16 protein-coding genes are annotated in these 19,573 nt (G+C 69.9%); 6 read left to right on the top strand and 10 right to left on the bottom strand.

What is annotated here, in order from left to right; all coding sequences use genetic code 11:
• Positions 1–2 precede the first annotated feature (2 nt).
• Positions 3–1,763, top strand: a complete 1,761-nt coding sequence (locus IEX69_RS13380; protein WP_085017820.1) for an alpha-glucosidase — start codon at positions 3–5, stop codon at positions 1,761–1,763.
• A 27-nt stretch (positions 1,764–1,790) separates the two neighbouring features.
• On the opposite strand, the gene IEX69_RS13375 is transcribed toward IEX69_RS13380, so the two are convergent.
• The 4 genes from IEX69_RS13375 to IEX69_RS13360 are packed head-to-tail and all read right to left on the bottom strand — an operon-like array spanning position 1,791 to position 6,277.
• Positions 1,791–3,011, bottom strand: coding sequence for a family 1 glycosylhydrolase (locus IEX69_RS13375; protein ID WP_085017819.1), 1,221 nt, complete (start codon positions 3,009–3,011; stop codon positions 1,791–1,793).
• Between the two features lie 23 nt (positions 3,012–3,034).
• Complete coding sequence (locus tag IEX69_RS13370; protein ID WP_085017818.1) at positions 3,035–3,940, bottom strand: carbohydrate ABC transporter permease; 906 nt, start codon at positions 3,938–3,940, stop codon at positions 3,035–3,037.
• A complete protein-coding gene (locus IEX69_RS13365; protein WP_085021256.1) occupies positions 3,940–4,896 on the bottom strand; it encodes a carbohydrate ABC transporter permease in 957 nt (318 codons plus the stop codon). Before IEX69_RS13365 ends, IEX69_RS13370 begins: the two co-directional genes overlap by 1 nt.
• Positions 4,897–4,942: 46 nt before the next feature.
• Complete coding sequence (locus IEX69_RS13360) at positions 4,943–6,277, bottom strand: ABC transporter substrate-binding protein (RefSeq protein WP_085017817.1); 1,335 nt, start codon at positions 6,275–6,277, stop codon at positions 4,943–4,945.
• 138 nt (positions 6,278–6,415) lie between these two features.
• On the opposite strand from IEX69_RS13360, the gene IEX69_RS13355 reads away from it, so the two are divergent.
• From IEX69_RS13355 to IEX69_RS13345, 3 genes are all read left to right on the top strand, one after another.
• Positions 6,416–7,447 carry a LacI family DNA-binding transcriptional regulator gene (locus tag IEX69_RS13355; protein ID WP_085021255.1) on the top strand — a complete coding sequence of 344 codons (1,032 nt, stop codon included), beginning with the start codon at positions 6,416–6,418 and terminating at the stop codon, positions 7,445–7,447.
• Positions 7,444–9,303 (top strand): glycoside hydrolase family 2 protein, encoded by a 1,860-nt coding sequence (locus tag IEX69_RS13350; RefSeq protein WP_085017816.1) that lies wholly within the window; start codon positions 7,444–7,446, stop codon positions 9,301–9,303. The genes IEX69_RS13355 and IEX69_RS13350 overlap by 4 nt, the downstream gene beginning before the upstream one ends.
• A gap of 83 nt (positions 9,304–9,386) precedes the next feature.
• Entirely contained in the window at positions 9,387–10,925 is a 1,539-nt protein-coding gene (locus tag IEX69_RS13345) for an MFS transporter (protein WP_085017815.1), read from the top strand.
• A gap of 26 nt (positions 10,926–10,951) precedes the next feature.
• Here IEX69_RS13345 and IEX69_RS13340 read toward each other — a convergent pair whose 3' ends face one another.
• From IEX69_RS13340 to IEX69_RS13330, 3 genes are all read right to left on the bottom strand, one after another.
• On the bottom strand, positions 10,952–11,656 hold the full coding sequence (locus tag IEX69_RS13340; protein ID WP_229756358.1) for an esterase/lipase family protein: 705 nt from the start codon (positions 11,654–11,656) through the stop codon (positions 10,952–10,954).
• A gap of 59 nt (positions 11,657–11,715) precedes the next feature.
• The gene (locus IEX69_RS13335; RefSeq protein WP_229756357.1) at positions 11,716–12,477 is read right to left on the bottom strand and encodes an alpha/beta fold hydrolase; all 762 of its coding nucleotides are present in this window, start codon (positions 12,475–12,477) and stop codon (positions 11,716–11,718) included.
• Between the two features lie 65 nt (positions 12,478–12,542).
• Positions 12,543–14,177, bottom strand: a complete 1,635-nt coding sequence (locus tag IEX69_RS13330) for a putative bifunctional diguanylate cyclase/phosphodiesterase (RefSeq protein WP_174604363.1) — start codon at positions 14,175–14,177, stop codon at positions 12,543–12,545.
• Positions 14,178–14,340: 163 nt separating this feature from the next.
• Between IEX69_RS13330 and IEX69_RS13325 the strand changes: the two genes are divergently transcribed.
• Positions 14,341–14,547 carry a hypothetical protein gene (locus IEX69_RS13325; RefSeq protein WP_162818367.1) on the top strand — a complete coding sequence of 69 codons (207 nt, stop codon included), beginning with the start codon at positions 14,341–14,343 and terminating at the stop codon, positions 14,545–14,547.
• 67 nt (positions 14,548–14,614) lie between these two features.
• The gene (locus tag IEX69_RS13320; protein WP_085017813.1) at positions 14,615–16,093 is read left to right on the top strand and encodes an HNH endonuclease signature motif containing protein; all 1,479 of its coding nucleotides are present in this window, start codon (positions 14,615–14,617) and stop codon (positions 16,091–16,093) included.
• A 390-nt stretch (positions 16,094–16,483) separates the two neighbouring features.
• Here the strand turns inward: IEX69_RS13320 and pdxY are convergent, their stop codons facing one another.
• The 3 genes from pdxY to IEX69_RS13305 form a co-directional block, all read right to left on the bottom strand.
• Positions 16,484–17,335, bottom strand: a complete 852-nt coding sequence (pdxY, locus tag IEX69_RS13315; RefSeq protein WP_085017812.1) for a pyridoxal kinase PdxY — start codon at positions 17,333–17,335, stop codon at positions 16,484–16,486.
• 30 nt (positions 17,336–17,365) lie between these two features.
• Complete coding sequence (locus IEX69_RS13310; protein WP_085017811.1) at positions 17,366–18,304, bottom strand: nucleoside hydrolase; 939 nt, start codon at positions 18,302–18,304, stop codon at positions 17,366–17,368.
• Positions 18,305–18,390: 86 nt separating this feature from the next.
• The gene (locus tag IEX69_RS13305; protein WP_085021252.1) at positions 18,391–19,476 is read right to left on the bottom strand and encodes a BMP family lipoprotein; all 1,086 of its coding nucleotides are present in this window, start codon (positions 19,474–19,476) and stop codon (positions 18,391–18,393) included.
• Between the last annotated feature and the right edge of the window lie 97 nt (positions 19,477–19,573).

The following is a 19,573-nucleotide window of genomic DNA, read 5'->3' as shown; positions in this document are numbered from 1 at the left end:
CCATGGCGCCCACCGACAGCACTGCAGACACGACGAGCGCGAGCACCGGCCCGGACTGGTGGAAGAGCGCGGTGGTGTACCAGATCTACCCCCGCAGCTTCCAGGACTCGAACGGCGACGGCATCGGCGACCTCCCCGGCATCCGGCAGCGCCTCGACCACCTCGAGCGGCTCGGCGTCGACGTCGTCTGGCTGTCGCCGATCTACCGCTCGCCGCAGGCCGACAACGGGTACGACATCAGCGACTACCAGGACATCGACCCGGTCTTCGGCACGCTCGACGACTTCGACGCGCTCCTCGCCGACCTCCACGCGCGCGGCATGAAGCTCGTCATGGACCTCGTGGTCAACCACACCTCCGACGAGCATCCGTGGTTCGTCGAGTCGCGGTCGAGCGTCGACAGCCCGAAGCGCGACTGGTACTGGTGGCGTCCCGCACGCGACGGTCGCGATCCGGGCACGCCGGGCGCCGAGCCGAACAACTGGGAGTCGTTCTTCTCCGGCCCCGCCTGGCAGCTCGACGAGGCGACGGGCGAGTACTACCTGCACCTCTTCGACCGCAAGCAGGCCGACCTCAACTGGGAGAACCCGGAGGTCCGCGAGGCGGTGTACGCGATGATGCGGTGGTGGCTCGACCGTGGGGTCGACGGCTTCCGGATGGACGTCATCAACCTCATCTCGAAGGTCCCGTCCCTTCCCGACGCCGAGCCGCTGCCGGGCCGCGCGCTCGCGAACGGCGCTCCGTACTACACGTCCGGCCCGAGGCTGCACGAGTTCCTGCAGGAGATGCACCGCGAGGTCTTCGCTGGGCGGGACGGGCTCCTCACCGTGGGCGAGACCCCGGGCGTGACGCCCCCGGAGGCGGTGCTCTTCACCGATCCCGCCCGCCACGAGGTCGACATGGTGTTCCAGTTCGAGCACGTCGGCCTCGATCACGGCCCGGTGACGAAGTTCCGCTCCCGCCGACTCGAGCCGGGTGAGCTGGCCGCGAACCTCACCCGCTGGCAGGATGCGCTGGCCGAGACCGGCTGGAACAGCCTCTACCTCGAGAACCACGACCAGGCCCGCTCGGTGACCCGGTTCGGCGACGACCGCACCGACCACGGCGCTCACTGGCGCACCTCCGCCACGGCGCTGGCGACGATGCTGCACCTGCAGAGGGGCACCCCGTACGTCTACCAGGGCCAGGAGATCGGGATGACGAACGCCCCCTTCGCCCTGATCGAGGACTTCCGCGACGTCGAGTCGCTCAACTTCTACGCCGCGGACATCGAGTCGGGCTCGAGCCCCGCGGAGGCTCTCCTCGGACTGGCGTCGATGAGCCGCGACAACGCCCGCACCCCCGTGCAGTGGGACGGGTCCGAGAACGCGGGCTTCACCACCGGCACGCCGTGGATCGCCGTCAACCCGAACGCCGACCGCATCACGGTCGCCGCCCAGGAGGACGACCCCCACTCCGTGCTCGCCTACTACCGGTCGCTCATCGCCCTGCGTCACGCGCATCCGGTGATCGCCGACGGCTCGTTCGAGCGGCTGGATGCGGGCGACGACGCGATCTTCGCCTTCGAGCGGGTGCTGGGCGACGACCGGATGCTCGTGGTGGCGAACCTGTCGTCCGACGAGCGGATCCCCCGGTTCGCGTCGACGGCGTTCGAGCGCTGGGAGGATGCGGAGGTGCTGCTCACGAACCTCCCCGGCTCCGAGGGCGCACCCGACGTCGCCGCTCCTCTCGCTCCCTGGGAGGCCAAGGTGTACTCGGCGTAGCAGGCCGGGGAGCGCGAGAGACCGGGCCTACTGGCCGCGACCTTCCGCGGCCAGTCGCTGGAACACCTCGAACGCTTCGTTCGGCACCCGCTCGAGCCCCTGATCGGCACGGCGGACGAGGTCGACGATCCCGAACTCCATGAACCACTCGTCGGGCCGCTTCTGGTCGAACCGGTAGAGCCAGTCGACGAGCGTGAAGAACGGGAACCAGGTGAACCCGCCGATCGGGTGCCCCTCGGCCCGCAGGGCGTGCAGCTCGGCGGCCGAGTCGCGGAGCCACTCGATCTTCTCGGCGGGTGTGCCGACGAGCGAGGTCTCCGTGATCACCATCGGCAGTCCGTACCGCTCGGAGTACATCTCGACGAGCCGGCGCAGTCCCCACGCGTCGGAGCGCACCGGGGTGAACGCGCCGTCCTCGACACGTCCGTTCGAGAAGCGCGGGTAGTAGTTGACGCCGATGACGTCGGGGGTGACGGCGTTCGCGCGGAACCACTCGAGGTCGGATGCGGTCACGCCGTGCTCGGTGAGGTACGGCAGGATCGCGTGGTCGGCGTCGACCCGACCGGTGATGAGGTCGAGGGCGAGGGTACGGCGCAGCTCCATCAGCGATCGGGGCAGCGGACTGGTCTCGCCCTCGTAGAGGAAGCCGGCGTCGACGTGCACGAACGTCGCCTCGGGCAGCACGGTGGAGATCTCCTGCTGGGTGCGGACCATGCCGCGGGCCAGCTGCATCATGATGCGGACGAAGCCGTCCTGACCGTGGAGGTACGGCGGCCAGAGGGCGTTCTGCCCGGTCCACTCGGCGTTCACGAAGGGCTCGTTGAGCGGGGTGTAGTCGGTCCAGACCTCGCCGTAGCGCTCGGCCACGGCACGGGCGTAGGACGCGACCCGTTCGGGATACGACGAGTTGAGGAACGCGTTCTCGAGCCACAGCGGCGTGCCGTAGTGCATGAGGTCGACCACGCACCGCAGCCCGAGAGCGCGCATCTTCGACACCACCTGGTCCGTCCACGACCAGTCGAACTCCCCCGGCCGTGGCTCGACGAGGTACCACGGCACACCCCAGCGGAGGAACTCGGCGCCGCTCTCGGCGACCAGCTCGAGGTCCGACTCCCAGCGGGCGTAGTGCTGGGTGAGCTCGTACTCGTCGAGCTTCCGGTGGCCGACGGCCTCCTGCGGGATGAACGTGTCCTCGATGCCGACGCCGTAGTGCAGGCGGCCGTCGAGGTACCAGGGGGTCTCGGTCATGCGTGTCCTTTCGGGAGGGGGGATCACTTCAGCCCCGTCGTGGCGATGCCCGCGACGAAGCTGCGCTGGATGAGGAGGAAGAAGAGGATCACGGGCACGAGCGACAGCAGCGAGCCGGCCATGAGCAGCCCGTACTCGACCACGTGCTGGCCCATGAAGAGCGACAGGCCCGCCGGCAGCGTCGACGTCTCGACCGACGAGGACATCACCAGCGGCCAGAGCAGGTCGTTCCAGTTGTACTGGAAGTGGAAGAGCCCGAGCGTGAGGAGGGCGGGGCGCGCGAGCGGCATCACGATGCCCCAGTAGATCCGCCACTCGGATGCGCCGTCGACGCGCGCCGCCTCCTCGAGGTCCTTCGGCAGCGAGAGGAAGAACTGCGTGAGGAAGAAGATGCCGAAGGCGTTCGTCATCCGGGGGATGATCAGGCCCGGGAGGGTGTTCGTCAGGCCCATGCCGTTGAGCATGTCGTAGAGCGGGATCAGCGTGACCTGGAACGGCAGCATGAGCAGCACCAGGATGAGCACCATCACGACCGCACGACCCTTGAACGGGATGCGCGCGAGCGCGTAGGCCGCCATCGAGTCGAACAGCAGAGAGATCAGGGTGACCCCGCCGGCGAACACGATGGTGTTCACGTAGAGCCGGGCGAACGGGATCCGGTTCCAGACGTCGATGAAGTGGTCGATCGTGAGCTCGCGCGGCCACAGCGTGGGCGGATAGCTGACGATGTCGCTCTCCGGCTTGAACGCCGTGAACATCATCCAGATGATCGGCAGCAGCATGAGCAGGCCGACGACGATCATCGTGATCGCCAGGATCCAGGTGACGGCGCGCTGGCCGCCGCCGGGACGACGGGAGGGGCGCACCGGGCGGCCCTGCTCCGTCGGGTCGCCGAGGTCCGAGCGTCCGAGGACGGTGCTGACGGCCATCAGTAGGTCACCTGCTTCCGGCGGAGGTATCCGAACTGCACCATCGAGAGGATGAAGACGAAGACCAGGAGGACGAACGAGATCGCGGAGGCGTAGCCGAAGCGCAGCTGCTGGAAGCCCTCGCGGTAGACGAGCATGACGAGCGTCTCGGTCCGGAAGAACGGCCCGCCGTGCGTCATCACCCAGATCTGGTCGAACGCCTGCAGCGTGGCGATGAGGGCGAGAACCGAGACGAGCAGCGTCTGGTTCGACAGCAGGGGCAGCGTGACGCTGCGGAACCGCTGCCACGGTCCCGCGCCGTCGAGGCGGGAGGCCTCGTAGATCTCGCCGGGGATGGACTGCAGGCCGGCGAGGTAGATCACCATGTAGAACCCCACGTTCTTCCACACGCCGACGGCCATGACCGCCGCCATCGCGTACCGCGGGTCGTTGAGCCAGCCCTGCTCGGGCACGATCCCGATCTCGCCGAGCCAGTAGGAGAGCAGGCCGATGTTGGGGTCGAGGAGGAACGCCCACGCGATGGCGATGATGCCGAGCGAGACGATGAACGGCAGGAAGATCGCGGTCCGCGCGAACGACCGGCCGACGAAGCGCTGGTTGAGCATCAGGGCGAAGAGCAGCGCGAGCACCACCGTCACCGGGGTGACCACGACCGCGTAGAGCACGGTGTTGCCGAAGGCGTTCCAGAACGCCGGATCCTGGAAGAGCTCGACGTAGTTGTCGAGCCCGACGAACCTCGCGGCCCGGATGAGGTTGTAGTCGGTGAGCGAGAGGTACCCCGCCTGGATCATCGGGTAGAGCGTGAACGCGAGCAGCACGATCAGCGAGGGCGTGAGGAACAGCCACGCGGTGAGCGCTCGTCGGCCGTTCGCCTTGAGCAGGGGCCTGCGTCGTCGCGGCGGTGCAGGGCGCGGAGCGGTCGTGCGCTCCGTCGGGGGTCCGACTGTCGTCGTCATCATCGAGCCTTCCGGGGAGGGCGAGCGCACCCGCCCTCCCCTGTGGTCACTTGCCGAGCTGGGATTGGACGTCGGCGGAGGCCGCCGTGAAGATGTCCTGCACCGACCCCTCTCCGTTCAGGGCGCGCTGCAGCGCCGGGGTGAAGACCGTCTCCAGGATCGGACCGCCCTGGGCGATGCCGGGGAGCAGCAGCTTCGCGTCGTCTGCGACATCCTGGGCTCCGAAGATCGCGGGGTAGGGGCTCGAGGTCACCTTGTCGGCCACGTCGGAGCGGTTCGGCGGGAACCCGGAGCCGTCGGCCCAGGTGGTCTGGCCCTCTGCCGAGTTCCAGTAGGCGAAGAACTGGTATGCCGCGGCCTTCTTCTCGTCGCTCGTGTTCGCGGGCAGTCCCATCGAGACGACGTCGGCGAGCACCGCGGGGTCGGTGGGTCCGGCCGGGGGCTTGGCGAGCCCGTAGTTGAGCCCGGCCTCGTCGAATCCGCTGGTCATCCACGGGCCGACGATCTCCATGGCGGCTTTGCCGGTCTGGAACAGCTTGTCCGCATCCGCCCCGGACATGCCGATCTGCGTGGCCTTCTGGTCGCGGACGAGGGAGACCCAGAAGTCGAGCGCCTTGAGGGACTCGGGGTCGGCCAGGGTCGAGGTCTTCCCGTCGTCCGACACGATGCCGCCGCCGGTTCCCCAGAGCAGAGACGGGTAGATCGGCACCGTCTCGTGGTCGCCCATCGCGATGGCGTACTGGTCGGGCTTGCCGTCGCCGTCCTGATCGACCGTGAGCTTGGGCACCATCGCGGCGAACTCGTCCCAGGTGGTCGGCGGCTTCTCGGGGTCGAGGCCCGCCGCCGTGAAGAGGTCCTTGTTGTAGTAGAGCATCATCGGCGTGTAGTTCACGGGTACGCCGTAGTTGACGCCGTCGAACACCGAGGCGTCGATGGCGGCCTGGTTGAGCGCCTTCGAGTCGTGCGACTCGTCGGTGTAGTAGTCGTCGACGCCCATGAACAGGCCCTGACTGGCGAACTGGGGCATGCGGGAGGCCGACATCGCGATGATGTCGGGTCCATCGCTCGAGGCCACCGAGGTGAGCACCTTCTGGTAGAGGGTGTCCCACGGCATGATGTTCGCGGTCACCTCCACCGTGTCCTGCGAGGCGTTGAAGTCGTCGATGACCTTCTGCAGGGCGGGCCCGTCGGGTCCGGTGAACCCGTTCCAGAAGTCGAGCGTGACCTTGCCGGACGCGTCGGTCTCGGAGGCGCCTCCGCCCCCCGACCCCTGCCCGGTGCAGCCGGCGAGAGCGAGACCGGCGATGGCGATGCCCGCCACGGCCGTGAGCGCGCGGAACGGGCGTCGAGCCCGTCCGCTGCGCGGGTGCTGTGTCTTCATCGACTCTTCCCTTTCGTAGTCGTTCAACGTTGAACGTTGGAGCGATTACCGTTATACATGAACGGTAAACGTTGAACAAGAGCGCTATCGTGACCTCTTGTCGAGGATCTGTCCGAGGAAGGGGCCCCCAGGATGTCGATGGCACGACCGACCCTGAAGGACGTGGCCGACCGCGTCGGCGTCTCCGCGAAGACCGTGTCGAACGTCGTCAACGGCACCGGATGGGTCACCGCCGAACTGCGGGAACGCGTCCAGGCCGCACTGGTCGAGGTGGGCTACCGCCCCAACTCCGCCGCCCGCCAGCTGCGGAGCGGACGCACCGGCATGCTCGCCGTGGCACTGCCCGACCTCAGCCAGCCCTACTTCGCCGAGCTCGCCGCCGAGCTGGTGCGGGAGGCCCAGGCGCGGTCGATCACGGTGCTCGTCAACCAGACCGACGGCCGGGCCGACATCGAGCGCCGCATCAGCGAGGGCATCGGCTCTCCCGCGGTCGACGGCCTCATCATGAGCCCCCTCGCCCTCGGTGCGCGCGACCTCGAGGGCCGCCGCGACACCACTCCGCTGGTGCTCCTCGGCGAGCACATCGGCGAGAGCGTGCTCCCCCACGTCACGGTCGACAACAGCGCCGCGGCGAGGGCCGCCACCGAGCGCCTGCTGTCGCTCGGCTGCCGCCGCATCGTCGCCATCGGGGCGCAGAGCGAGGGGCCGAACGAGACCTCGGTGCTGCGCCTGAGCGGATACCGCGAGGCCCTCACCGCGGCGGGCCTCGAGGTCGACGAGAGCCTGATCCTCCCGGTCGACGGCTACCACCGCGCCGATGGCGCCCACGCCGCTCGCACCCTCCTCGAGGCCGGAACCGACTTCGACGCGGTCTTCGCGTTCAACGACCTGCTCGCGCTCGGCGCCCTGCACGTGCTCGTCACGTCCGGCATCCGCGTCCCCGACGACGTCGCCGTCATCGGCTTCGACGACATCGAGGAGGCGCGGTACAGCACCCCGGCCCTCAGCTCCGTCTCCCCCGACACCACGGCTCTGGTGCGGACGGCCCTCGACCTCCTCGCCCCGGATCCCGCCGGGACCGACTCCGCGCCCGCCCCGTCCGCGCGGGGCATGCACACCATCGGGTTCACGGTCGTCGACCGTGCCAGCACGAGAGGACCGGCGGAATGACCGCACCGACCTTCCCGCGGGGCAGAGCCGCCCTCCCGGACGCGACGACGCAGGACGGCACGTATCCGCGTCCGCAGCTCGTGCGCGCACGGTGGACCGACCTCTCGGGCCCCTGGGACTTCGCCTGGGACGACTCGCTCGAGCGCACCCCGTCCGAGGTCGAGTTCCACCACCGCATCGAGGTGCCGTTCCCGCCCGAGTCGCCCGCCTCGGGCCTCGGCGACACGGGCTTCCACCCCTGCGTCTGGTACCGCCGGACGATCACGCCCGCCGACCTGGAGGGCGCCGGGTTCGCCGTCGGCGACGACGCTCGTCTGCTGTTGCACTTCGGGGCCGTCGACCACGACTGCGAGGTGTGGCTGAACGGGGCTCTCGTCGCGACCCACTCGGGCGGACAAACGCCCTTCAGCGCCGATGTGACCGCGCATCTCACCGGCGAGGGGGACGAGCTGGTCGTCCGTGCCGTCGACCTGCCCTCCGACGTGTCGATCCTGCGCGGCAAGCAGGACTGGAGGCAGGAGCCCCACACGATCTGGTACCACCGCACCACGGGCATCTGGCAGCCCGTCTGGCTCGAGGCGGTGCCCGCCACGTCGATCGCCCACGTCGCCTGGCGGAGCGACCTCGTCTCGGCGACCGTGGACGCCGAGATCGAGCTGCGCGGACGGGTCGACCCCGGCGCGGAGCTGACCGTCGCGCTCCGCCATGCGGGTGAGCTCCTCGCGCAGTCATCGGTGCGGACGCTCGGCGAGAGCATCGTCACGGTGAGGCTCGTCATCCCGCGGCAGCTCAACGGCCAGGCGTACGAGGAGCTGCTGTGGAGCCCGGATCGACCCACCCTGCTCTCCGCGACGGTGTCGATCACGGGTGACGGCGCGAGCGCCGACGAGGTCGCGAGTTACGTCGGGCTCCGCAGCGTGGGCACCGCTCCGGATGCGCTGCTGCTGAACGATCGGCCCGTCCCGTTCCGTGCGGTCCTCGCTCAGAACTACTGGCCCGAGACGCACAACGCCGCGACGGCCGAGATGCTCCGCCGCGAGGTCGAGCTGATCCTCGAGCTCGGCTTCACCGCGGCGCGCGTGCACCAGAAGGCGGAGGATCCGCGCTTCCTCTTCTGGGCCGACCGCCTGGGCCTCATGATCTGGGGCGAGACCGCGAGCGCCTACGCCTTCGACCGGCGCTCGATGACCGAGCTCGTGACGGAGTGGAGCGCGATCGTGCGCCGCGACTCGTCGCATCCGTCGATCGTGACGTGGGTGCCGCTCAACGAGAGCTGGGGCGTGCAGCACATCTCGCACGATCCTCGTCAGCAGGCCTTCTCGCGGTCGATCGCCGACCTGACCCGCGCCCTCGACGGGACACGCCCGGTGATCTCCAACGACGGATGGGAGCACACCCGGTCCGACATCGTCACGATCCACGACTACGAGTGCGATCCCTCGGTGCTCGCCGAACGCTACGGGAGCCGGGAGAGCCTGCAGCGGATGCTCGACGGGTTCGGACCGGCGGGGAGGCGGATGACCGCGGGGGTCGACGACCCCAGGCGGCCTGCGCACGACGACTCCCTGCCGGTCATGCTCACGGAGTTCGGCGGGGTGAGCCTGGCGACCGGGACCGAGGGCGACTGGGGCTACGCCACGGCCGCCGACCCCGACGGGTTCGAGTCGCATGTCACCGACATCCTCGGAGTGGTCGGGCGGATGCGGACGCTGGCGGGGTACTGCTACACCCAGCTGACCGACACGGGCCAGGAGACGAACGGTCTGCTCTACGCCGATCGCACACCGAAGTTCCCGATCGAGCGCATCCGCGCAGCAGTCCAGGGGCGGACCGCGCCCGTGTCACCCGAGGCGTAGCGGGGTCAGCCGAGCCGCGGGCGTCCCGGCGAGCACCCGTGTGCGGGCTATCGCGGGAAGGGACACGCTGTTAGCGTCGCTCCATGACGACGACGGGGACGCGCCGAGGCACTCGCGTCCTCGCCCTGGTCGCGATGACGTTCGCCAACGCCATGGTGCTGGTGGACCAGACGGCGGTGCCGCTCATCCTGCCGTCGGTGATGGACGACCTGCACGTGGGGTCGCAGATGGTGCAGTGGGTCCTCACCGGGAGCCTGCTCCCCCTGGCCGGCCTGCTCGTGTTCGGCGGGCGGCTCGGCGACCTCTTCGGTCATCGCCGCATCTTCGTGCTCGGCACGGTGATCTTCGCCGGCGCCTCCGCCTGCGCCGGGTTCGCGCCCACCTTCGAGGTGCTGATCGCGTTCCGCGTCCTCCAGGGCGCAGGGGGCGCGCTGATGCTCCCGACCACGGTGGCGGTGATCAGCAGCGTGTACCCGGGGGCTGAGCGTGGGCGAGCCCTCGGCATCATGGGCGGGATCGCCGCCATCGCGGGCGCGCTCGGCCCGGCGATCGGCGGCGGCCTGACCACGAGCCTCGGCTGGCGATCGGTGCTGCTCATCAACGTCCCGCTGGCCGCTCTCGCCGTCATCGCCGCGTTCGTCTCGGTCAAGGCGGATGCGCGGCGCACCGTGAGGCCGCACGTCGACCTGCGCGGCACCCTGCTGCTGTGCGTGGCCCTGGTCGGGCTCGTCTTCGGGTTGTCGCAGTCGCAGAGCTGGGGCTGGGCGTCCCCCGGGGTGCTCATCCCGCTCGTGGTGGCGGTGGCCGCGGGTGTCGTGTTCGTGATCTGGGAGCGGCGGACGCCCGATCCGCTGCTCGACTTCGCGCTGCTGCGGAAGTACCCGAACTACGCCGGGGCCACCCTCAGCCAGGGCTTCGCGGGCGTGGCGGAGATGGGTCTCGGCGTGCTCTTCCCCCTGCTGCTGGTGCTCAACCTCGGCATGGACCCGGGGCTGGCGGGTCTGGCGCTGATCCCCTCGACGCTGCCGATGATCCTCATCGCGCCGCTCGCGGGACGCTGGTACGACCGGAGCGGCGGACGCCTCCCCCTCACCGTCGGGTTCCTGGTGCTGGCGCTCGCGGGGATCGCGCTCGCGATCGGCGTGCACTCGCGCGACTACTGGATGCTCTTCCCCGGCTTCCTCGTCTACGGCATCGGACTCGCACTGGTGCTCACCGTGAACGACCCGGTGAGCCTCGACACGGTGCCGGAGAAGGACCACGGGCAGGCCTCGGGCGTGTCGGCGACGGCCGAGCAGTTCGGCGGCGCCTTCGGGATCGCGGTGCTGTACCTGGTGTTCCACACCGTGTACGTGCTGCGGCTCGACTCGGGCCTGGCCGGAGCCCTGACCCCCGCCCAGCAGGAGCAGCTCAAGGACGACATCATCGCCGCGGAGAGCACGGGCCTGCACCCGTCGACGTTCGATCCGGCGTTCTCCCGGTATCTCGAGCTCACGCTCGACTCGTCCATCTGGGGCATGAGCGTCGCGTTCCTCACCGTGACGGTGCTCGCGCTGGTCGCGCTCGTGCTCACCCGTCGGTTCGTGCGGCCCGGCCCGCCGCCCGCGGATCCCGACGCCTGAGCCGCGCGCTCGCCGCGCGTCGCGCGTCACTCCGAGAGGGCGACGAGCTCCCCGATCACGCGCGGGTCGGCGAGCACCCTGAAGTGCCCTCCCGTGTCGAGCTCGACGTTCTTGGCCCCGGGAAGCCGGCTCCCCTCGGGGATGTGCGGGTCGAAGGCGCCGAACACCGAGACGATCCGCTCGTCGACGCTCCGCTCCCGCGCCAGGGCCAGGATGGTCGGATCGCGTGGCGAGAAGATCGACAGGGTCGGCAGGGGCAGCCATCGGGCGTAGAGGGATCCCGCGAACGGGCTGGCCACGGCCACCATCGACCGGATCCGCCGGGCTGAACCGCCGAGCGTCATGGCGTACTTCCCGACCAGCCCGCCCTTGCTATGAGCGGCGAGCACCACATCCTCGAGATCGTGCTCTTCGAGGTAGTCGGCCACCTCGGCGGCAGCCTCGGCGACCGGCCGGCGGTTGCTGCCCAGCGCCTCCACGACGTGCACCGGATGGCCGCGGTCGTGGAGCGCCTGCGCCAGGGGCTGCAGGAACCGCCAGGTCTCGTACACCCCGGGCAGTACGACGACGGGTCTGAGGTGTCCTGTCGTCAGCTCGATCGGGTCGAGCCGGCTGAAGAACGCGCGCACCTGCCAGTGCGCGGCGTAGGCGTAGTCGGCGATCCACCAGCCGGGGATCCGCAGCAGTCGGTTCGCCCCGCGACGCCGGCCTGCCGGTCCCGCGCCGGGCACCCCGCCACGAACGCGAGGACCGCGGGCGTCGCCTCGACGGATCCCCTGGGCTGGGCGCGTCACGCCGCGTCCCTGACCGCGGGATGCGCCGCCACGAAGGCGAGGAGGGCGGAGGCCACGGCCACGGGCGCCGTGGTCTGGGCGTTGTGGGGCGCCCTGGGCACGAGCACGAGGCCGGCCTCGGGGGCTCGGTCGCGGAGTCCTCTGCACCACCGCATCCCGGCGATGGGGTCTCGCGCGCCGCGGAGGACGAGGAGGGGGACGGTCAGTCGCTCGACGGCGTCCTCGAGACGGTAGGAGAGCATCCACCGCAACTGGGCGCCGAACCAGCGCGGCCCGCAGCGCAGGTAGTCGGTGAGGACGATGAGGTTCGATCTCGGCGGCTCTCGCAGGATGTCGGCGAGGAGCGCGACGCCTTGGGAGAGGGGCGTCCGGTGGCGTTCGTCGCTGACGGGCCCGATCAGCACGACGTGCGACGCGAGATCCGGGCGCTGCACAGCGAGCTCGGTGACCCACTGCGATCCCATCGACTGGCCGACGAGCACGGCATGCCCGACCTCGAGACGGTCGAGCACCTCGGCCAGGGCCGCGGCCATCTCGCCGATCGTCGGATTCCAGTGCGGCTTCGGCAGACCGCCGAACCCCGGGAGGTCGATCGCCACGACGCGCGCCTCACGCCCGAGTCGCCGGTGCAGGCGCTCGAAGTACCGGTGCGACACCCCGATCCCGTGGATCAGCACGATCTCCGGCGGGACGGCGCCGATCTCCGCGCCCGCCCCGACCACGCCGAACACCAGGTCGCCCACTCGCTCGGTCCGCACGATCCTCCTCCGCTGAGGCTCCCGACCCTAGGCCGCTCCGCCCCTCCCGGCGAGACCCTTGCGCGTCACTGAGGGCGGTGGAGATGGTAGCCCTGGGCCTCGTCGAAGCCCTGCTGCTCGATCAGGCGCAGCTGGTCGAGGGTCTCGACGCCTTCGACGAGCACCTGCGCGGGCAGCGTGTGTCCGAGGGTGAGCATGGCGCGCAGGGCGCTCGGCGCCCGGACGTCCTCGGGGTAGCGGGCGATCAGGGCGCGGTCGATCTTGATCTTGTCGAAGGGGAACGACAGCAGGGTCCCGAGCGACGAGTATCCGGCCCCGAGGTCGTCGAGCGCGATGCTGACGCCGAGGGCCTGTGCGTCCATCAGGTGTCGCAGCGTGTCGGGGGTCTGGTTGAGCAGGGCCGACTCGGTGACCTCGATCTCGAGTCGCTCGGGCGGCAGCCCCGACACCTCGAGGGCACGACGGAGCTCGTCGACCCAGGTGTCGCGGGCGACCTGCGCCGGAGACACGTTCACGGCGACGCGCAGTCCGTCCGTCCAGACGGCGGCCTGGGTGCACGCCTCCGTCAGCACCCAGTCGCCGATGACGATGATGTCGTTCGTCGCCTCGGCGAGGGGGATGAAGACGCCCGGGCTCACCGACCCTAGCCGCGGGTGGTCCCATCGCAGCAGTGCCTCACGTCCGACGACGACGCCGTCTGAGACGCGCACCTGGTTCTGGTAGACGAGCCGCATCTGTCCGCGGGCGAGGGCGCTGCTCAGCTCGTGGGCCATGTAGCGTCGCGAGCGCATCGCGTCGTCGAGCTCGGCGGTGAAGAACTGGGGCCCTGCGGTCAGCGTGCGCTTGGCGCGGCTCATCGCGAGGTCGGCGTCGATCAGCAGGTGGTCGACGTCGGTCGCGTCGTCGGGATGGACGGCGACTCCCACGGATGCGGTCGTCGAGACGTAGTCCTGCCCGACGGGCAAGGGGGTGCTGAAGGCCGCTCCCACGCGGTCGAGCACGGCGGAGAGCTCGGTGGCCGTGTCGAACGGGATCGCGCAGACGAACTGGTCGCCACCCAGCCTGGCCGCGACGCTCCGCGGGTCGTCGAGTGCCTGCACGAGATCGGCGGCGCGGGTCCGGAGCAGCAGGTCGCCGATGGGGTGGCCGTGTTCGTCGTTGACGAGCTTCAACCGATCGAGTCCGATGACGGCGACCGCGACGCGTCCGGTCGCCGATGCGATCAGCTCCCCGAACGACTCGAAGAACTGGGTGCGGTTCGCGATGCCGGTGAGCGCATCCGTGCGCACGGTCCTGTCGAGGGCCTCGCGGATCTCGCGCTGCTGGGTGACGTCGCGGGTGATCTTGGCGTAGCCGAGGAGCTCGCCCGTCGGCCGCCGCACCTGCGACACGATGACGTTCGCCCAGAACCGGGTGCCGTCCTTCCGCACGCGCCAGCCCTCGGTCTCGACGCGCCCCGAGGTCTCGACGGCCCGCAGGATGCGACCGGGCTCATCCGCATCCCGATCCTCGGGGGTGAAGAAGCGGCGGAAGGAGGTGCCGACGATCTCGGCGGCCTCGTACCCCTTGATCCGCTTCGCTCCGTTGTTCCAGCTCTGGATGATGCCCGTCGGCGAGAGCAGGTAGATGGAGTAGTCGGTGATCGCGTCGACCAGCAGCTCGAACAGGGGGTCGTCGGGAGCGTGCACGATGTGGGTCATGGAGCGCTCCTGCAGTGGCACGGTGAGACCCCGCCGACGGATGCGACGAGGAGTGATCGCGAGAGACCGGGTCGGCAAGAGATCACCACAAGTATCGCACCCCTTCGGCGCGTCCTCGTCCGGACGGGCGGCAGGCCGGTGGCCTCGCCGGTACGGTGAGCGCATGCGTTCGCTCACGCCCGGCCGTCCCCGGCTCAGCCTCATCCTCGGGATCGTCTTCATCGTGGTGGGCGTCCTCTGCATCCCGCTCGCGATCTCGCAGGCCCACCACGAGTACGGCATCCACTTCTGGTGGCTCGTCATCGCTCCCCTCGCCGGCGGCCTCTACTTCGCGATCGCCGGCGCCATCGCCCTCTCCCGCCAGCGCTGAGGAATCCCTCTCCCCACCTGACCCGGTCACCGTCCCAATGTCGGTGGCCTCTGGTTGAGTATCTCTCATGACAGAGGAGACGCGTACCACGACCCGGACACCCCGGTTCGAACCCGCACGCGCCTCCGACCCCGCGGTCGTCGCCGTGGAGGAGAGACAGCGGGTCCTCCTGTCGCGACTGGAGGAAGGCCGCCGAGCCGAGGCCGCACTCCACGCCGAACGGCTCCGGCTACTCGCGGAGTTCGCCGAGACCGCGGATGAGCTCGCTGCACTCCTGCACCCCGACAGGGTGACCGAGGCGCGCGACATGCAGCGCCGCTCCATGACCGCGGAGGTCGCGGTCGCGTTGAACGTCTCCGAGCGCTTCGTCACGGCAGAGACCTGCGACGCCGAGACGATCACCGCGCTGCCCACGACCCTGAACGCACTCGCCCGCGGCGACATCTCCCGCCAGCACGTGCACAAGCTCGTCACCCACCTCAACACCCTCCCCGCCGAGACGTGGGAGGCGTTCGAAGCCGCCGTCCTCCCCCTCGCCGTCCAGCTCAACCCGGCGCGGTTCGACAATCTCGCTCGCAGGATGCGGGAACGCCTGCACCCCGACTCCCTCACCATCCGCGCCCGGCAAGCACGCGAGGAACGCAGCGCCTGGATCAGCGAGGATCGGGACGGGATGGCCCACCTGCACCTCTACGCCGGCGCCGAAGACATCCTCGCGATCGATTCACGCCTGCACCACCACGCCCGCGCTCTGGCCGCGGAACCGGACGAGACCCGCATGATCCCCCAGCTGCGCGCCGACACCGCAGTCGACCTCCTTCTCGGCACCTCCGCCGCGACCGGAGGCGCCGCGGTGGAGCTCGTGGTCACCGTCCCCGCCACCACCCTCGCCGGCGTGGCGGAGGAGCCGGGCGAGCTGAGCGGATACGGACCCGTCGACCCCGACACCGCCCGCAGACTCGCCGCCGCAGCTCCCGCGTTCACCCGCGTCCTCACCCGACCCGACACCGGAGAGATCGTCTCCGTCGGGCGGGCCTCCTACCGGCTCCCCGCCGCGCTCCGGCGCCGCCTCCGGGTCGAGGACGAACGGTGCCGCTTTCCCGGCTGCAACCGCCGAGCGATCACCGCCGACGCCGACCACACCACCGCGTGGCAAGACGGCGGCAGCACCACACGCGACAACCTCGCCCACCTGTGTCGCCGACACCATCGTGTCAAACACGCCACCGACTGGGATGTGACTCAAGATCCCGACCGGACCCTCACCTGGACCAGCCCCCTCGGCCGCACCACCACGACCCGGCCACCCCAGCGAGACCTCGCCGACGCCGCCCTCCGCGCTCGCGCGATCCTCACCCGCGCCCAGGACTCCGACCGGCCCACCACCCCCGATCGCGAGAACCCACCACCACCCATCAGCGACAACTCCCTGCCCCGCACCAGCAACCCCGACCCAGACAACGGCCCGGCCCTGACCGCGCGCGGCCGTGGAGTCCTCGCCCGCATCCGCACCCCACGCCCCCTCCCCGAACGCACCCCCTTCTGACCACACGCCCGCCGCCCGACGAGCCGCTGGTGCGCCCGACAACGACCTCGCGCGCAGCCCCGCCGCTACTCCTCGCGGACACATGACGGGCCCGCCGCACATCTCCCACCGCAGCCCGCACGCTAGCGTCCCGATGCCCGCGGATTCCCGTCATCCGCGGCTCAGAGACAGCAGATCCACCCAAGACCACCACGAGCTTCAGCGCGCATCCACTGCTCAATAAACACGCGATCCATGCAGAGGTAGCGCTGATTCTGAGCACTCGACGCTTCCACCGGCCTGCGCGCATCCACTGCTCATAAACTGCGGCCTCGCCGCGGAGATAGCGCGCATTCTGAGCACTCGACGCACCCTCCGCGCACGGCGGGCAGAACGGGAGCGCAGCGGGGCTCAGCGGACGCGGCGGGCGGCGAACTGCAGCTGCGGGTGGGCGTAGGCGTCCTGCGTCTCGACGAGCTGGAGCTCGCGCTCGCCCGAACGATAGGTGGCGTCGATGAGGTCGTACACGCTCGAGGCCGTGCGCTCGAGCGCCACCTGCGCCGACCCCGTGGAGCGGTAGTGGGCGGTGAACAGCGCCGCGGTGACGTCGCCGGATCCGTTGGCCTTGATGGGGATGAGCGGCGTCTGCACGATCCAGGCGCCCTCGTCGTCGACCGCGAGCATCTCGATGGTCTCCGGCTCGCGGTCGGGGCGCTCGACGCTCGTCACGAGCACCGTCGACGGTCCCATCGCCCGAGCGAGGTCGACCGACTCCAGGGTCGACTCGAGCGAGGCGGGCTCGGTCCCGGTGAGGTAGCCGAGCTCGAACTGGTTGGGCGTGATGATATCGGCCACCGGCACGACGCGGTCGCGCAGGAGGTCGGGGATCTCGGGGGCCACGAAGCAGCCCGACTTCGCGTTGCCCATCACGGGGTCGCACGCGTAGATCGCCGACGGGTTCGCGGCCTTCACGCGCTTCACCGCGTCGACGATGACGTCCCCGATCCCGGTCCCGCCCTGGTATCCCGAGAGCACGACGTCGATCTGCGGGAACACTCCGCGCTCCTCGATGCCGGTGATGACGTCGCGCACGTCGTCGGGCGAGATCAGCGGCCCGCGCCAGGCCCCGTACCCGGTGTGGTTCGAGAAGTTCACGGTGTAGACGGGCAGCACCTCGACTCCGATGCGCTGCAGCGGGAACACCGCCGCCGAATTGCCCACATGCCCGTACGCCACGGCCGACTGGATCGAGAGGATCTTCACACCAGGACGTTACCTCCGATCACCGTCCGTTCACGACAGGCGCCCGATGCGGGCGAGGAGCTCCTGGTAGAACGGCTCGGCATCGACCTCACGGGCGTACCAGACGTTGCGCGGCAGATCCGTGACGTGCCACCAGTCCGCGACGAGCATGCCCATCGTGAGCTCGGACCCGGTCTCCACCCGTGCGTTGATCCGCCTGCCCCGGAACAGCTCGGGCCGCAGGAGGTACATCGGCACGACGGGCCCGTGCAGGGGTGCGCCGTCCCAGCCGTACTTCTCGAGGTCGAACGTCTCCGAGAAGGTGAGCAGCGCATCCACCGCCCTGCCCACCTCGTTGCCCAGGGCGGAGAACGCGTCGAGGCGGGCGCGGGTGTTCCGGAGCTGGTGGGTGACGTCGAGGGGGAGCATCACGAGCGGAAGCCCCGACTCGAGCACGATGGACGCGGCGTGCGGATCCACGTAGACGTTGAACTCGGCGGCGGGCGTGATGTTGCCCACCTCGAAGTACGCGCCCGCCATCATCACGACCTCGCGGATGTGTACGGCGATGTCGGGCGCCTCGGTCAGCGCGACCGCGAGGGTCGTCATGCTCGAGAACTGAGCGATCGTGACGGATGCGGGTGGCGCGGCCCGGCATATCCGGATCAGCGCCTGCACCCCGCTCTCCTCCTGCGCGGCACCCCGGACGGGCGGGAACACGTACCCGTCGAGCCCGCTCTCCCCGTGAACGTGCGCGGCCGTGACCAACGGCCGTACGAGAGGTCGAGAGACGCCCTTGAAGACCGGGATGTCGTCGGCTCCGGCGAGCTCGAGCACCCGGTGCACGTTGGCGACCGTGTTGTCGAGCGTGGTGTTGCCCGCGCTCGCGATGACGCCGAGCACTCGGAAGTCCTCGGGCGAGGCGAGGATCGTCCAGATCGCGACGGCCTGCTCCTGGCCGGGATCGGTGATGAGGATGAGATCGCGCATGACTGCCTCCACGCAGAAGAGAGAGGAGAGGGCGGGGGGATGCCGCGGGGCCCGGTGAGACGACACCGGACCCCGCGGCGACACGGCTAGGGCGCCGACGGCGTCTCGATCGTGATCGTGCCGTCGATGATCTGGGCCTGGATGTCGTCGAGCTCGCCCTGGAGGGTCGGCGCGACCTTCGACTCGAAGTCGTGGAACGGGCTCATCAGCACACCGCCGTTCGACAGCACCCCGACGTACTCCTCGTTCGAGAACTCCCCGGAGGCCGCCTTCTGGATCACCTCGGAGATCGACTTGGGCATGTCACGGGCGATCGACGTGAACCAGAGGTCGTCGTACTCCGGGTCGCTGAGGTACATGTCGGTGTCCACGCCGACGAGGGCGATGGGCTTCGACGACTCGCGGATGGCCTGCGCAGCGCCCTGGTAGATCGGTCCGCCGACCGGCACGATCACGTCCACACCCTGGTCGAGGATGCCCTGCGAGAGCACCTTCGCGGCGTTGATGTCGCTGAAGTTGCCCGTGAAGAGACCCTCCTGCGAGTCGGGGTTCCAGCCGACGACCTGCACGTTCGTGCCCTTGACCTGGTTGTGGTACTCGACGCCGCGCGCGAATCCGTCCATGTACAGGGTCACCGGCGGGATCTGCGCGCCGCCGTAGGTGCCGACCTTGCCGCTCGTGGTGTAGTCCGCCGCCGCGTAGCCGACGAGGAAGCCGGCCTGCGACGTGTCCCACATCACGCTCTTGATGTTGTCGCCCGAGACCGTGTTGTCGTCGACCATGATGAAGTCGACGTCGGGGTTCGCGTCCGCCGCCTCCTGCGTCGCCGCCGCGAGGGCGTAGCCCATGGTGACGATCGCGGTGCAGCCCTGGTCGACGAGGTTGGAGATGTTCGGCGCGTAGTCCGTCTCCGAGCTCGACTGGACGTCGATGTGCTTCGTGCCCAGCGCCTCCGCGGCGTCGGTGACGCCCTGGAGACCGAGCTGGTTGAAGCTCTGGTCGTCGAAGCCGCCCTCGTCCGAGACGATGCAGGGCAGGAAGTCGGAGGAGGCGCCGGCCGAGGTCGATCCCCCGGAGCCGGCGGGTGCGCTGGCACAGCCGGCGAGGGCGACGGCGGCGGTGAGCAGGGCTCCCGCGGAGAGCAGGAGTCGAGGCGTGGTGCGGTGGGTCATGATCACGTCCAATCGGTGATGTGGTGCGGAAGGGTTCGGATGCGGTGGTGCTGCGGTGCGCGGTCCGCGATGCTGCTTCGGTGCGCGTGAGGGCGTC

This window comes from Cnuibacter physcomitrellae, assembly GCF_014640535.1.
In the GTDB taxonomy this organism is placed as follows: Bacteria; Actinomycetota; Actinomycetes; order Actinomycetales; family Microbacteriaceae; genus Cnuibacter; species Cnuibacter physcomitrellae.
The sequence above is the reverse complement of the archived record's forward strand: the minus strand, read 5'-3'. Positions and strand labels throughout refer to the sequence as shown.

Bases quoted from the DNA above. Each gene is read 5' to 3' on its own strand.
- IEX69_RS13380 (WP_085017820.1), top strand. From the start codon at position 3: ATGGCGCCCACCGACAGCACTGCAGACACGACGAGCGCGAGCACCGGC.
- IEX69_RS13375 (WP_085017819.1), bottom strand. From the start codon at position 3,011: ATGACCGAGACCCCCTGGTACCTCGACGGCCGCCTGCACTACGGCGTC.
- IEX69_RS13370 (WP_085017818.1), bottom strand. From the start codon at position 3,940: ATGGCCGTCAGCACCGTCCTCGGACGCTCGGACCTCGGCGACCCGACG.
- IEX69_RS13365 (WP_085021256.1), bottom strand. From the start codon at position 4,896: ATGACGACGACAGTCGGACCCCCGACGGAGCGCACGACCGCTCCGCGC.
- IEX69_RS13360 (WP_085017817.1), bottom strand. From the start codon at position 6,277: ATGAAGACACAGCACCCGCGCAGCGGACGGGCTCGACGCCCGTTCCGC.
- IEX69_RS13355 (WP_085021255.1), top strand. From the start codon at position 6,416: ATGGCACGACCGACCCTGAAGGACGTGGCCGACCGCGTCGGCGTCTCC.
- IEX69_RS13350 (WP_085017816.1), top strand. From the start codon at position 7,444: ATGACCGCACCGACCTTCCCGCGGGGCAGAGCCGCCCTCCCGGACGCG.
- IEX69_RS13345 (WP_085017815.1), top strand. From the start codon at position 9,387: ATGACGACGACGGGGACGCGCCGAGGCACTCGCGTCCTCGCCCTGGTC.
- IEX69_RS13330 (WP_174604363.1), bottom strand. From the start codon at position 14,177: ATGACCCACATCGTGCACGCTCCCGACGACCCCCTGTTCGAGCTGCTG.
- IEX69_RS13325 (WP_162818367.1), top strand. From the start codon at position 14,341: ATGCGTTCGCTCACGCCCGGCCGTCCCCGGCTCAGCCTCATCCTCGGG.
- IEX69_RS13320 (WP_085017813.1), top strand. From the start codon at position 14,615: ATGACAGAGGAGACGCGTACCACGACCCGGACACCCCGGTTCGAACCC.
- IEX69_RS13310 (WP_085017811.1), bottom strand. From the start codon at position 18,304: ATGCGCGATCTCATCCTCATCACCGATCCCGGCCAGGAGCAGGCCGTC.
- IEX69_RS13305 (WP_085021252.1), bottom strand. From the start codon at position 19,476: ATGACCCACCGCACCACGCCTCGACTCCTGCTCTCCGCGGGAGCCCTG.